General features: G+C 39.4%; 9 protein-coding genes. 7 read left to right on the forward strand and 2 right to left on the reverse strand.

Going from position 1 to position 14,857, the window contains the following annotated elements:
• The first annotated feature begins 17 nt into the window (after window positions 1-17).
• The 5 genes from B2906_RS16830 to B2906_RS16850 all read left to right on the forward strand — a co-directional run bounded on the left by B2906_RS16830 (window position 18) and on the right by B2906_RS16850 (window position 7,399).
• A complete protein-coding gene (locus B2906_RS16830; RefSeq protein WP_219958150.1) occupies window positions 18-3,482 on the forward strand; it encodes a hypothetical protein in 3,465 nt (1,154 codons plus the stop codon).
• 64 nt (window positions 3,483-3,546) lie between these two features.
• On the forward strand, window positions 3,547-4,251 hold the full coding sequence (locus B2906_RS16835; protein WP_219958151.1) for an SDR family oxidoreductase: 705 nt from the start codon (window positions 3,547-3,549) through the stop codon (window positions 4,249-4,251).
• A gap of 4 nt (window positions 4,252-4,255) precedes the next feature.
• Entirely contained in the window at window positions 4,256-6,238 is a 1,983-nt protein-coding gene (gene ispG, locus B2906_RS16840) for a (E)-4-hydroxy-3-methylbut-2-enyl-diphosphate synthase (RefSeq protein ID WP_219958152.1), read from the forward strand.
• Between the two features lie 87 nt (window positions 6,239-6,325).
• Window positions 6,326-6,520 carry a DUF6728 family protein gene (locus B2906_RS16845; protein WP_091655060.1) on the forward strand — a complete coding sequence of 65 codons (195 nt, stop codon included), beginning with the start codon at window positions 6,326-6,328 and terminating at the stop codon, window positions 6,518-6,520.
• Window positions 6,521-6,649: 129 nt separating this feature from the next.
• Window positions 6,650-7,399: an NIPSNAP family protein gene (locus B2906_RS16850; protein WP_219958153.1), complete on the forward strand. Its 750-nt coding sequence runs from the start codon at window positions 6,650-6,652 to the stop codon at window positions 7,397-7,399.
• Window positions 7,400-7,433: 34 nt separating this feature from the next.
• Here B2906_RS16850 and B2906_RS16855 read toward each other — a convergent pair whose 3' ends face one another.
• Together B2906_RS16855 and sucD are read right to left on the reverse strand one after the other, a co-directional pair.
• Window positions 7,434-9,065 (reverse strand): ABC-F family ATP-binding cassette domain-containing protein, encoded by a 1,632-nt coding sequence (locus tag B2906_RS16855; RefSeq protein ID WP_219958154.1) that lies wholly within the window; start codon window positions 9,063-9,065, stop codon window positions 7,434-7,436.
• 137 nt (window positions 9,066-9,202) lie between these two features.
• Window positions 9,203-10,084, reverse strand: a complete 882-nt coding sequence (sucD, locus tag B2906_RS16860) for a succinate--CoA ligase subunit alpha (protein WP_091655066.1) — start codon at window positions 10,082-10,084, stop codon at window positions 9,203-9,205.
• Window positions 10,085-10,198: 114 nt separating this feature from the next.
• Here sucD and B2906_RS16865 point away from each other — a divergent pair, with 114 nt between their 5' ends.
• Both B2906_RS16865 and B2906_RS16870 read left to right on the forward strand, forming a co-directional pair.
• Window positions 10,199-13,633, forward strand: a complete 3,435-nt coding sequence (locus B2906_RS16865; RefSeq protein WP_286941909.1) for an ATP-binding protein — start codon at window positions 10,199-10,201, stop codon at window positions 13,631-13,633.
• A 47-nt stretch (window positions 13,634-13,680) separates the two neighbouring features.
• Window positions 13,681-14,856 carry a hybrid sensor histidine kinase/response regulator gene (locus B2906_RS16870; RefSeq protein ID WP_219958156.1) on the forward strand — a complete coding sequence of 392 codons (1,176 nt, stop codon included), beginning with the start codon at window positions 13,681-13,683 and terminating at the stop codon, window positions 14,854-14,856.
• Window position 14,857: the final 1 nt, after the last annotated feature.

Consider the following 14,857-nt stretch of genomic DNA (forward strand, 5'->3'; position numbering starts at 1 on the left):
AAGGGTCTGGTTTTCTGATGCGTAGTTGCTTGCTTATACTTCTATTTTTTCTGCTGGGGAATTTTTATTCCAAAGCCCAGCAAATCTGTAGGCAGGTTCCTGTAGCTCAACTTCAAAAAGGGATGGAGTTGGATTCTCTTTCAGGAATTGAAGAAACCATAGTATTAAAAGATGAAAAAGGCGATATCTATCCTTTCGTATTCGATCTCAGCAAAAATTTTATTAGCATAAAGGAAGATGTAATTCCAGCTACTGATTCCCTAACACTGTGTTATCGCACTTTTTCTGTTCGCTTTGACAAACCCATTGCCAGAAGAACCCTACTCCAAAATTATGATTCTACGGCCAGATTTAAGGATAATAGAGTGATCCAAAATGAAGTTTTGGATATCAGAGAAGAGCTCTTCCCCAGTACCAATTTGTATAAGTCTGGTAGCTTGACTCGGGGTGTTTCTGTAGGTAATACGCAGAATGTTTTTGTAAACTCTGCACTAAACCTTCAACTGGAGGGAGAAATTGCTGAAAACTTGAATATAAGAGCCAGTATTACAGATCAAAATGTTCCATTTCAACCAGAAGGGAATACCCAGCAAATTCAGGATTTTGATAATGTCTTGATTGAGCTGTATAATAATGATTTTCGTTTGGCTGCCGGAGATGTGGTTTTGCAGCAGAGGCAGTCTGAATTTCTCCGGTATTACAAAAACGTTCAAGGTCTTCAGCTCACCACTCAATATAAGATGAAGGGAAATTGGGAGGCAAGTACCCAGGGATTTGCATCCATAGCTAAAGGAAAGTTCGCTTCTATACAAGTTCCAATATTAGAAGGAGTATTAGGTCCATACCGTTTAAATGGTCCTAATAATGAGCGCTTTGTTATTATTATGGCTAATTCAGAGCGGGTGTTTTTAGATGGAAAATTGCTCCAAAGAGGCTTTAATGCCGATTATGTGATTGATTATAATCAGGCTGAAATCACTTTTACTCCAAAGGTTCTCATTACTCAATATTCCAGAGTTCGTGTCGACTTTGAATTTGCAGAGAGAAATTATTCCCGTTCCATAGTTGGCGCTAACCATTTACAAACCAATGGAACAGTAGATTTTTATATGAACTATTATCAGGAGAAGGATAATAGAAACCGTCCCTTATTCACTGATTTCTCTCAAGAGGAATTAGCACTTCTGGCAAGTGTGGGTGATCAGGTTGAAAATGCCAGAATACCGAGGATAGATTCTGTGGCTTTTGATCCCAATCGAATTTTATATGAAAAAATAGTAGAAGAAGATGGACAGGGAAACCCCATTGTATATTACAGGTTTTCGAAGGATCCAGAAAAGGCTTTTTTCGATCTTTCTTTTTCTCAAGTTGGCTTTGGAAATGGGGATTATATCAGGACCAATCAGCTCTCTAACGGAACGGTTTTCGAATATGTGCCGAGGCTCAATGGTCAACCACAGGGAAATTATTCCATCGTCAGTCAGTTGCCGGCACCTGATAAAAGAAGCATGTTGACTGCGGGTACCAGAATCAAAATTACTGAACATGAAAAAGTCTATACTGAATTTGCCCTGTCCAGCAGAGATAAAAATCTTTTTTCAACTATTGATAATGAGGATAATCAGGGAATAGCCTGGAAACTTGGCTTAGAATCTTCCAAAAGACAAAGCAAACTCTTACCGGGATATGAGTTGAGCGGGAAGACTGAATTTGAATACAATTCTAGCAATTTCAATTTTATCGATCGCTTTCGTTACATAGAATTTGACCGGGACTGGGGGATTACGCAGGAAGAGCTTAGGAGCGCTGCGGCTGAAAGATTTATTCAAGCCGGGATTTCTGCTACAAAGGATGATTCCAATAGATTTAACTACCTGGTATATCTTAGAAATCGACAGAATGTATTGAATGGAACCCAGCATACTGCCAATTGGGATTTCCAAGTAGGAGAGAGGATCAAGATTAGAAATGAATTTTTCAGTCTTCAAAGTGACAAGGATTCCACACAATCTGAATGGATTAGATATCTCGGAAATATCTCTTACCAATCCAAAATTTTTAAGCCTGGCTACCAGTTTTCATTGGATCAAAATGCCCTTAAGGTCATCGAAACAGATTCTGTTATCAGCACAGCCATGAATTTCAAAGAGCATTTGATTTTCCTCCAAAACAATGATACGCTCGGAGTTAAGTTTCGATTGGATGCCGCTTGGAGAGAAGATAAAGCTCCTTTTTCAGGAGTATTGGAGAATGATACCAAAGCATTTACTTCCAATTTCACTTTTCAGAAACAATGGAATCAGCACAGCTTGACAAGTACCTTTACTTATAGGGAATTGGAATATTTACAAAGGGCCTTGCCGAGAGAACTGACAGTCATGGGCAAACTGGATTATATAGGTTCTCTTGGAAAAAATCTCATCAGAAATGAATTGAGTTATGCTATTGGTAACGGTCGGGAATTGCAGAGAGAATTTGTTTTTATTCCTGCCCCGAATGGAGATGGAACCCATACCTGGAGGGACGATAATGGAGATGGGATTCAGCAGTTGAACGAATTTTACATAGCAATCAATCCAGAGGAGAAACAGTATATTAAAATTTTTGTACCTACTGATACCTATATCCAAGCTTATACTTCTCTTTTAAATTATAGAGTTCAGGCAAAATTCCCGGATGATTGGAAAGAGGGTGGCGGAATTAAATCATTCCTCCAGCGCTTTTCAAATACCAGTAGCTTAAGTATTGAAAAGAAGGTGACTTCAGAGGATTTTTTGGTTCGGGTCAATCCATTTATCGGAGGAGTACAACGCGAGGATATTCTTTCATTAAGGCAAGTGATTCGAACATCCCTGTTTTTTAACCGGGCATCTGCACTTTATGGATTTGACCTATCCTTGTTTGATTCACAGCTGAAGCAGTTACTCTCGGGAGGCTTTGAAGATCTGATTCAAAAAGACTGGAAGTTGAATACCCGGTATAATTTTACAAACCGAACTACTCTTCGAATCCTAGGTTCCACAGGTCAAAGAGTTTCCAGCTCAGACTTTTTATCCAATAGAAACTATCAGATTCAACAGCGATCCCTTGGCCCCGAGTTTGTTTGGCAGCCCAGTGTCAAATTGAGAATGACGGGTTCTTATGTATTTACAGATAAGGTCAATGAGGCGAATATTGAATTTGAAGAAAAAGCCCAGAACCATCAGGTAGGATTGGATGTGCGATTTGCAAGAGCCATCAAGACCACCTTGAATTTCAATTTGAAGTTGACCCAGATTGATTATAACGGAGTGGTCAATTCTCCTGTGGGGTATGAGATGTTGCAGGCTTTGACTCCTGGAACCAATATTATCTGGAACATGAATTGGCTCCAGAAGATTGGAGAAGGTTTACAGCTAAACATGGTATATGAAGGAAGAAATTCCCAAGGCTTGGACCGCATTGTTCATGTGGGAAGAGTTCAAGTGACGGCACTGTTTTGATAAAAAAATGTAACTTTGCTGGCTCTAGATAGTTGTCATACTAACTATTAAAACACTAACAAAAATGCCCAAAAGCATATTGGTAACAGGAGGAACAAAAGGAATTGGAAAAGCTATCATTCATCGCTTTGCGAAAGAGGGCTTTGACATCGCCACATGTTCCCGAAATCAGGAAGATTTACGCAGATTAAAAGAGGAGTTAGAGTCTAAATTCCCTAAAATAAAGGTTATTGCAGAAGTGGCTGATCTTTCTCAAAAAGATCAAGTGAAGGCTTTAGCTACCAAAGTCCAAGGAGAATTTCAGCCAGACGTTTTGGTAAATAATACAGGCCTATTTTTACCGGGAGCCATTCACGATGAGCCGGAAGGAAATTTTGAACTGATGATGCATACCAATCTTTTTTCGGCTTATTATCTGACCAGAATTTTTATTGGAGAAATGATCCAAAGAAAATCAGGTCATATTTTCAGTATTGGTTCAATCGCAGGGACCACAGCCTATCCTAATGGAGGTAGTTACGCGATTTCCAAATGGGCTATGCTGGGAATGACGAAATGCCTTAGAGAAGAAATGAAACCCCATCAGGTGAAGGTCACTTCCATTTTACCGGGGGCTACTTACACGGCCAGTTGGGAAGGGGTAGATTTACCTATAGAAAGATTTATGAAGCCCGAGGATGTAGCGGAGTCTGTATGGGCTGCTTACAACCTTTCCCCACAATCTGTTGTTGAAGAAATAGTGATTCGCCCACAATTAGGTGATATTTAATCATATGGAGCCATTAATTAAGTCTAGCGATTTATTGTACTGTAATAGTCTTACTTCCTATTCACGTAGAAAAACCATTCCTGTCAAAGTTGGGGATGTATACATAGGTGGGGACAACCCAATAGTTGTACAGTCCATGACCACGGTAGATACCATGGATACTCAAGGGTCTGTTGAGCAGTGCATACGTATGATTGAATCAGGATGCCAACTGATCAGAATCACGGCTCCCAGCATCAAAGAGGCTGAAAATCTTCGAAAGATAAAAAATGAACTCAGAAAGCGAGGTTACCAGACACCCTTAGTAGCTGATATTCATTTTACTCCCAATGCAGCCGAAATAGCAGCAAAAATCGTCGAAAAAGTACGGATCAATCCGGGCAATTATGCCGATAAGAAAAAGTTTGAGGTCATAGAATATACGGACGAAAGTTACCAGGAAGAGTTGGATAGAATCCGTGAACGCTTTTTGCCTTTGGTGAAAATCTGTAAAGAACATGGAACGGCGATGAGAATTGGAACCAATCATGGATCTCTCTCTGACAGGATCATGAGCAGATATGGAGATACTCCCTTAGGCATGGTTGAATCAGCCTTGGAATTTTTAAGAATCTGTGAAGATGAAAACTATCATGATATCGTCATATCCATGAAATCATCCAATACGCAAGTGATGGTGCAGGCATATCGTCTTCTGGTGCAAAAGTTGGAAGAAGGTGGATTTAAGCCTTATCCCTTACACCTAGGAGTAACTGAAGCTGGAGAAGCCGAAGATGGAAGAATCAAGTCAGCTGTTGGAATTGGAACCTTGCTTGAAGACGGGTTAGGTGACACAGTACGGGTTTCATTGACCGAAGATCCGGAATTTGAAGCTCCGGTGGCCAAAGCTTTGATAGATCGTTATACCAATAGATCCAGACATCAGGAGATTGATGTGATTCAAGATTATCCAATCAATCCATTCGAGTATACCAAAAGAAGTAGCGCGGAGGTTTACAACTTTGGAGATCATAATGTCCCTAGAGTAATCACAGATATTTCAAGAATAGAAAAGATTACTGAAAAGGAAATGAAGGCTGTCGGCCACTTTTATCTGCCTGAATTGGATAAGTGGAAAATGAATGATCAGGGATGTGACTTTGTCTATTCCGGTTCCAATTCCATTCCTTTTATGCTTCCTAATGGAATGAAGGAAATCCAAAATTTCGAAGTTTGGGACGAGGCTCCTGATCAGAAAAATAAGTTTCCGCTATTTACTTGGGGGAATGTCCAGAGTGCCAGCGTTTTTCATGAAGCATTGAATTTTCTCGAATTGCTGGATACAGAGGTGGAGGAAGCTATTCCATTTTTACAAAACCAAACCAATTGGGTGGTTATTTTAAAGACCAATAATGCTCATGCCATGCCGGCATTGAGAGCTGCTTTTGTAAAACTTTTGAAAGTAAACTGTACTATTCCTGTGGTAGTAAAGGTTAGCTACCCAGATCAGTCAGCAGATAAAACCATGCTTTATGCTGCCACTGATGTAGGAGGTTTGTTGGTAGATGGCTTGGGAGATGGGATTATGATTTCCTTGGAAAAGGAAACAGCTCATGAAAGATATGAAATGCTGGAGCAAATTAAGCTGCATAATTCAGTTTCTTTTGGAGTCTTACAAGCTGCCAGAACCCGAATGTCTAAGACTGAATATATTTCTTGTCCTTCTTGTGGTCGAACGCTATTTGATCTTCAGGAAACGACGGCTATGATTCGTAAGCGAACAGATCATCTCAAAGGTGTTAAAATCGGGATCATGGGCTGTATCGTAAATGGTCCTGGAGAAATGGCTGATGCAGATTATGGGTATGTAGGTTCTGGAAAAGGGAAGATTACTTTGTATAAAGGGAAAGAAGTGGTTAAGCGATCTGTTCCATCAGAAAAAGCCGTGGATGAACTTATAGAAATCATTCGTGAAGACGGGCAATGGATTGAGCCTGAAACCATCTGATTTCCTGTTAGAAAAGCAAATAAAGATACTGGCATTTGGGTAAACTTATCTCCCCATCAGCGTGTTAACAGTAAAAATCACAAGACTATGTCTGAAAAAAATAAAGTAAAAGAGTTCTTTAAGTTGGGCGAGGTGGGGAATTACTTTATCCGGGTTTTTCAAAAACCAGATCCTAATCAAAAATCAAATTTCAATCTGAGAATGATGCATGGAATTAATAAGATTTCCATCATTATCTTTCTGTTTGCCATCATTGTATGGACGATCAAGAGATTGATGTAAATGCATATATAATTTCTTTCGAAGCCTGATTTCAGTTTTGAATCAGGCTTTTTTATTGCCGATGGCGGGAATTATTCTTTTTTTGAGGTATTTTAGACTCAATCAACCCTCAATAACCTATTCAATTTCATGAAAAAACTATTTACAGTTATCCTGCTTGCATTTCTTTCAGTTCAGGTTTTCGGTCAGCAATTGCAAAATATCAAGTCTAATTATTTTGAATTGCGTATTTATACGGCTCATGAAGGGAAAATGCCCGATTTAATTAAGCGTTTTCAAAATCATACCATGAAGATTTTTGAGCGCTTAGGGATGGAAAATATAGCCTACTTTCTTCCGGTAGATGAAAGTGAAAATAAGCTTTACTACATCCTAGGCTATCCGGATGCAAAATCCAGAGATTTATTATGGCAAAAATTTTCCGCTGATGAGGAATGGCAGGCAGCCTATCAGGAATCAATCAAAGACGGGATTTTAGTAAAAGACATTCAGGAAACTTTTATGGTACTTGCGCCGGGTCTGAATGAAGGTCCTTTGCCTGCTCCAAGTGGGATATTTCAGCTGAGAATTTATCATTGTTTTGATGGAAAGATCAGCGATATCCAGTCCAGATTTAGAAATCACACCCAAGCTTTATTTGAAAAGCAAGGTTTAAAAAATTATCCTTATTTCTTGACAGTTGAGAAGGGAGGCAACCAGCCTAAACTGGTCTATCTCTTGGGACACTCAAATCAGGTGACTTATGAAAAATCATTTGCTGATTTTGTAAAAGATCCGGCATGGATTAAGGTAAAAGAAGCCTCAGAAAAGAATGGCAAAATAGTGGAAAGAGTGGATGCGGTTTTTTTAAAAACCTTGCCTTTTTCACCAATGAAATAGAAAAGAAAATCCCGAGCTGAAACTCGGGATTTTTTTATCTTTCTACCTCTCTGAGATTTTCCATTTTTTTATTTCTCAAGAATCCATTGATATCCTCAAAGTGTTCTTTCACTCTTTTATTTCCGAATTCAAATACTTTGGTTACCAAGCCATCCAAGAAGTCACGGTCGTGTGAAACAACCACCAATGTACCGTCAAATGCTTTCAATGCATCCTTGATGATGTCTTTGGTTTTCATATCCAAGTGATTGGTTGGTTCATCGAGAATCAATAGGTTGACCGGTTCCAATAATAGTTTGATCATGGCCAAGCGGGTCTTCTCCCCACCGGAAAGGACTTTTACTTTTTTGTTGATATCATCTCCTTTGAACATGAAAGCGCCTAATAAGTCCTTGATCTTAGTTCGGATTTCACCCACAGCAATCTGGTCGATTGTTTCGAAGATGGTTAGACTCTCATCTAAAAGGGAAGCTTGGTTTTGCGCAAAGTATCCAATCAGGGCATTGTGTCCCAGTTCGCATTTTCCTTCATAATCAATCTCGCCCATGATGGCTTTGATCATGGTTGATTTACCTTCTCCGTTCTTTCCAACAAAAGCTACTTTCTGTCCTTGTTCAATGGTCATGGAAGCATCCTTGAAAACCACATGATCGCCATAAGATTTGCTCATTTCATCCACGATGACTGGATATTTTCCAGATCTTGGAGAAGGAGGGAAGCGAAGCTTTAAAGCAGAAGTGTCTACTTCATCCACTTCCACGAGTTCCAGTTTTTCCAGCATTTTCACACGGGATTGAACTTGAAGGGTCTTGGAATAAGTGCCTTTGAAACGCTCGATGAATTGAGTGGTTTCTGCGATAAATTTCTGCTGCTCTTCGTAATGCTTTTGCTGCTGCTCTCTACGCTCTTTTCTCAATTCTAGGTAGTGAGAATATTTGGCCTTGTAGTCATAGATACGACCCATGGTCACTTCAATGGTTCTGGTCGTGATGTTGTCAACAAAAGCTCTATCGTGGGAGATCACCACTACAGCCTTGGCCTTAGAAATCAAAAATTCCTCTAGCCATTGAATGGATTCTATATCCAAGTGATTGGTAGGCTCATCCAATAGAATAAGGTCCGGTTTCTGTAATAGAATTTTCGCCAGTTCGATTCGCATTCTCCATCCACCGGAGAATTCAGAAGTAGACCTTTGCAAATCATCCCGTTCGAATCCTAGGCCTAAAAGTACCTTCTCTACTTCTGCTTCATAATTGACTTCTTCGATTGCGTAGAATTTTTCGCTTAATTCAGAAACCTGCTCAATCAGCTTATAATATTCTTCGGATTCATAGTCTGTTCTTACAGTCAGCTCCTCGTTAATTCTTTCGATTTCAGCCTTCATGTCCAAGTAGCTGGCAAAAGCCTTGGCAGTTTCATCCATGACAGTACAGTCATCGCTCGTCAAAAGGTGTTGGGGTAGATAAGCGACCACATACCCTTTTGGGGCTGATACAGCGCCTGAAGTAGGTTTGCTTTGACCTGCTATAATTTTAAGCAAAGTGGATTTACCTGCTCCGTTTTTTCCCATCAAGGCAATTTTATCATTCTCATTGATGGCAAAGGAGATATTACTGAAAAGCGCCGTGCCGCCATGCAGAACGGTCACATTGTCTACTGAAATCATAAGGCAAGAAATTGAAGCGGCAAAGGTAGATTTTTAAATATGAAATCAGAAGTTAGACATAAGAAAAAAACCGCCTCGAACTCAATCGAAGCGGTTTCAATTTATGGTTTATCGGTCCACCCGATAGTAACAATTTATTAAGCGTTCACGCCCAAAACCTTGGCCATAACAGCACCAATTTCAGCTGGAGATTCTGCAACGTGAATTCCGTTTTCTCTCATGATTCTCATTTTGGCTACAGCTGTATCATCTGCTCCTCCGATGATGGCACCTGCGTGTCCCATTCTTCTACCTGGAGGCGCTGTCTGTCCAGCTATAAATCCAACAACAGGTTTCTTATTTCCTGTCTCTCTGATCCACTTAGCAGCTTCTGCTTCGTAATTTCCTCCGATTTCTCCAATCATCACGATAGCATCGGTCTCAGGATCTTCCATGAGCATTTGAACGGCTTGCTTGGTAGAGGTTCCGATGATTGGGTCCCCACCGATACCGATTGCTGTAGAAACACCCAAACCTGCTTTAGCAACTTGGTCTGCAGCTTCGTAAGTCAAGGTTCCAGACTTAGAAACGATACCGATTCTGCCCTGCTTGAATACAAAACCTGGCATGATACCTACTTTCGCTTCTCCTGGTGTGATTACTCCCGGGCAGTTTGGTCCGATCAAGATAGCCCCTCTTTCTTTAATATAAGGCTTAGCCTTCATCATATCAGCTACAGGAATACCTTCCGTGATAGCGATGATGACTTTGATTCCTGCATCAGCTGCTTCCATAATTGCATCAGCTGCGAAAGCAGGTGGAACAAAAATGATAGAGGTATCTGCACCAGTCTTCTGAACAGCTTCTTCTACAGAATTAAACACTGGCTTTTCCAAATGAGTTGAGCCTCCTTTTCCTGGAGTTACGCCACCAACTACATTGGTGCCATACTCGATCATTTGCTGTGCGTGAAAAGAGCCCTCAGATCCGGTGAATCCTTGTACGATTACCTTGGAATTTTTATTGACTAGTACACTCATGCGTCGATTTTTAAAGTTTGGCACAAAAATAAGAGAAACCGACCGCTGACAAAAGAATATATCAACAATATCCACTTTATTTGACATACGGCATCTTTTTCTAATTTAGCCTTTATGAAACTTAACACCCTGAGGTTTCTGCTCTTAATCACCTTTACAGTGATCACTGTAGCTACCCAGGCACAAACATTTAAATTCAATTCTAACCCTAAAGGGGTTCAGCTGCCTGTACAAACGGTTTTGCAGGCTGAGCAGGATACTTTGGGCAGGATATGGTTTTCCACTACAAGAGGTATATTTTTCTCAGATGGTTTTCAAACCTATGAACTACCTGATAGCTTAAAATCACTTTTTGATTATCAAATCAATATCCATAAAGATGAGGATGGAATGATTTGGTTATACAATGACCGAGGCTATGGTAAATTTTTGAAAGGGGGCTATGGAAGTTGGGAAGAAGTCAGTTTCCCTGAAAAGCTGAGAGACAATGATGTGTTTTATATTTTCTTCAGCACAAGAGGGAAGGGCAAGGAAAAGGAGTATGTGCTAGACACTAATTATGAGTTGATCTTTTGGAGGGAAGGAGAACAACCTCATATTTTCTTTAAGAAATATAAGGATTGGGGAAAATTGGGTCACTTGGGAGGCAGTAGGGACTATCCGATATTTTTTCTTTCAAACTCCACCCTAAGGTTTATCAATGGTAAATTTGAAGAATACAACTGGGAAAACTCAATCTTACCCTCACCTCCTGTGATGGTGAAAAAGTCTCCTGAAACAGGAGAATTTTATTTTTTAGGAAGTAATTATTTGGCAAAAGGAGACTCGGAACTTAATGCTTCTGAAATCATTGATTCTAACCTTAAAAAAGATTTTACATTCCTAAGGGATTATTTCGATTTACAGTTTTCCAAAGGGAGCGTTTTCTATTTCTTTAATTCAAACCTGAGAAAACTAAGCTATGGAACCCAGCGATTTTTAGATATTAATATAGAGCCCCTTTTCAGAGTATTTTATATTCATGATTTTTTGATTGACAGGGAAGGAGTCTTGTGGATAGTAACGAGTAGAGGATTGGTTAATCTCAATAGTTTAGCCTTTCAAACTTACAATGCGCAGGTTTCAGGCTTGTTGAGTGATGAAGTAACTGCCATTTCTAATATTCCCGGAGAGGATTCTTATCTGATTGGATTTAATAACGGGATTCAAAAAGTTTCTAGAAGTGGTATCCAAAATATCTATGTGGACTCCAATTCCGGAGTGATTCCTAATAGTAGAATCGTGAATTTTTCTATTCAAGATGAGAATACAATTTGGTTTTCGGCCAATATTCGGGGAGTAGGAAAATATAATGTGAAGACGGGAAACGTACAGATTTTTCCGCATCCCGAAAAAGAGGGAGTTTCTTCGATATATGCATTTGGTGATTCCTTGATGATCACCACTCCAAAGTCTGTGTATTTAGCTTCCACGAAAGGTAATTTTCAGAATTTGTATTCAAATTCTCTGAAGTCACAGCTGGAAGAAATCATGAATGGCTTCTACCACCTTCGAAAAGCTGGAAAACTATCAGACGGAAGAAAAATAATAATCAGAGCAAGCAGGCTCGTGAATGAGAGAAGAATCATACAGGAAAATGGACTTTTGATTGCCGAGGGATATGATTATCTGGAAACAGAAAATGGGATTTTGTTGGGCACAGAGACTGGTCTGAAAATCATAAAAAATGATACAATCCTTCCTTTTGAAGTGAATGGCAACACTGTTAACCGAGCGGTTTTTTCAATTCTGAAAGACTCAAAAGGAGTGATCTGGGTAGGAACCGATGATGGAATTTTTAAAATAGATCAATTTCAAATCAAGCATTTGAACAGTCAAAATGGATTGGCTGATAATGAGACCAACCGGGGGGCGTTGATAGAGGGGAACCGAGGTTTGATTCTAATTGGAACTTTAGACGGATTTTCCATTTTTAAGCCTGATGAGCAGTTTTTTGCTCAGGGGGAACCCAAATTACATTTGAATTCCATTTTCTTGGGTGGAAATCAGATTGAAGAAGGTGCTGAGTTGAAGGTGCCGTATGAGAAAAATACCCTTGAAATTAATTATTCAGCTATTGGATTCAATGAGGAGGATGAATTATGGGTTCACTACAGGGTAATTGGCTTGAATGAAAATTGGGAGGTCCTAAAAAACCCAAAGTCTTCCAGAATATTTTTACCCAATCTTCCTGCGGGAGAATATCAGGTAGAAATTAAGGCTTCCTATGAAGGGACCAATTTCTCTGATGCTATCACTACACCAGTTTTCACGGTTTTAAGGCCCTTTTATCTGAGAGCCTGGTTTTTGGTACTGCTAGCCTTATTTCTGGTGGGAGTTGGATTTTTTATCAATTCATTTTACGATCAATTGAGAAAATTGGGGGTTTTGGAGAGTGTATTGTCTAAAAAAGATAAAGAAAAAGTGCATGCAGAAGAGCAATTCAAGAATGTATGGGATAGCTCCAAAGATGCCTTGTTATTGAGTGTTGATGGAAAAAAAATAGTTGCTGCAAATCCTTCCTTCGCATTTTTAGTTAAAAAAGCTCCTGAAAATTTAGAGGGAGAAAATCTTCAAGAAATTATTCAAGACACTAAGTTTTTTAAGTCTTTCTATAAAACATTGGATCAATTGGATACAATTGGTTTGACCTTCTTGCAGGAGGTGAAGTGGAGTAATCAAAGTCTGGAAATGGAGGTCTATACCAAAGTGATCAACTCTGAGATTCAGGATGGGCGATTGATTTTGACGGTCTTCAGAGATGTAACAATCGAAAGACAGATTGAAAAAAAGCTGACCGAGGCAAAAGAAAAAGCGGAAGAAGCCAATAGATTTAAGACGAGTTTATTGTCCAATGTGAGTCATGAAATCAGAACCCCACTAAATGTGATTTTGGGAGGTACAGAGCATATCATGATGCAATACTCCAAAGACCCTAAATTACTTTCGGAGTTGGATTTGATTCTTCAGAGCGGGGAAAGGTTGCTCACTACTATTTCCTCGATTTTGGATATGGCGAAGATAGAGGCAAATAAAATGCAGGTATCATATTCTTTCTTTGACGTTAAAGCTTTTATATCTGCGATCATGAAACCCTATTTTTCTCATGCGGAACGAAAAGGACTTCAATTAGAACTTGAATTTCTAAAAGATAGAATAGAAGGAAGTTCGGATAAACGTTTTCTGGAAATGATCATCAATAACCTGATCGGAAATGCCATGAAATACACCGAATCAGGTGTGGTGAAAATGACTGTAGACCATGTTGGTGATCATCTGAAAATTGAGATCTTGGATAATGGAGTTGGTATGGAGGAAGATTTCCTACAAAAGGTTTTTGATCCTTTTGAACAGGAGAGTAGTGGAAATCAGCGAAAGTTTGAGGGAACAGGTTTGGGCATGACCATTACCAAAAATCTTTTGGAATTATTGAAAGGAAGTATTCACTTAGAGAGCGCTAAAAATAAAGGGACGAGAGTAATAGTTGAAATTCCATTGTCAGAATCATAATTTTTGTATTTTTCCTAATCTAATCTTAACCGGGATCCAAAGTTTAAATGTTTAGCCTTAAAATTCTCATCGTTGAAGATGACTCAGTCTCAGCTCTTTTGTTGCAAAGGGCTTTGGAGAAAAATAATCACGAAATTATTGGTATAGCAGATACAGGTGAAAAAGCTTTGGACCTGCTCGATGAAAGTCATGCAGATATTGTGATGATGGACATCAATCTTGCAGGTGAACTCGATGGAATCACTACCACAGAGATTATCAATGAAAAATTTGATATACCGGTCGTATACCTCAGCGCCAGTTCAGATGCTGAAACCCTCAATAAAGTTGTGGGTACAAATCCTAGTGCTTATGTGATCAAGCCCTTCAATATCCGTGAACTGAACATGGTAATTGAATTGGCAATTTTTAAAGATCGCAAGGAAAAAGAATTACAAAAGCTGAATAATGAGCTCGAGGAGAAAGTAAGGATGCGGACGGCTGAGCTTTATGAAGCAAATAAAGAGTTGACTAAAGCCCTCGAGAAGGAAAGAGAAATCAATGAATTGAAATCCAGGATTGTCTTAAACGTATCTCATGGGTTTAAAACGCCACTGACTTCTATTTTGAGCTCTGCTCAGCTGCTACAGATGTATGCTGAAAAAGATCATCCGTTCAAGCAAAAAATCGCAAAGCATGCGATGAAAATTGAAAATTCCGTTCGTGCCTTGAACAATCTGCTCACCAGTGTGCTATTCTTTGGAAAGGCTGATGCGAACAAAATGGAGTTCAAGCCGAAAAAGATGTTTCTGGGAGCTTTTGTCAAGGAGTTGCTGGATACAGTTAAAGCCGGTATTGAGAATGATGTGACCATTAAAACAGAATTGGGTGACCTGCCTAAAACCATTGTTTCAGATAGTGAAATTCTATACCAAACCTTTGAGAATTTACTTTCCAATGCTGTCAAATACTCCAAAGATGGAAGCGAAGTTCTATTTAAGCTGGACTATAAAAATGGGCATCTTTATGGGACGGTGGTAGATAATGGAATTGGAATTCCAAAATCCGAACAAAGCCAGCTGTTTGATCGTTTTTTCCGAGCAAAGAACGTGGGCATAGTGGAGGGCTCAGGTCTGGGTCTTTCTATTGTCAAAAAATGTATAGAAGTCATGGGTGGAGAAATAGATTTTTCTAGCGAGGTGAATAAAGGAACTACCTTTGAAGTGAAAATCCCTGTAAAGTAAG

It is taken from the genome of Algoriphagus sp. UBA3586 (assembly GCF_002376385.1).
Taxonomy (GTDB): Bacteria; Bacteroidota; Bacteroidia; order Cytophagales; family Cyclobacteriaceae; genus Algoriphagus; species Algoriphagus ornithinivorans.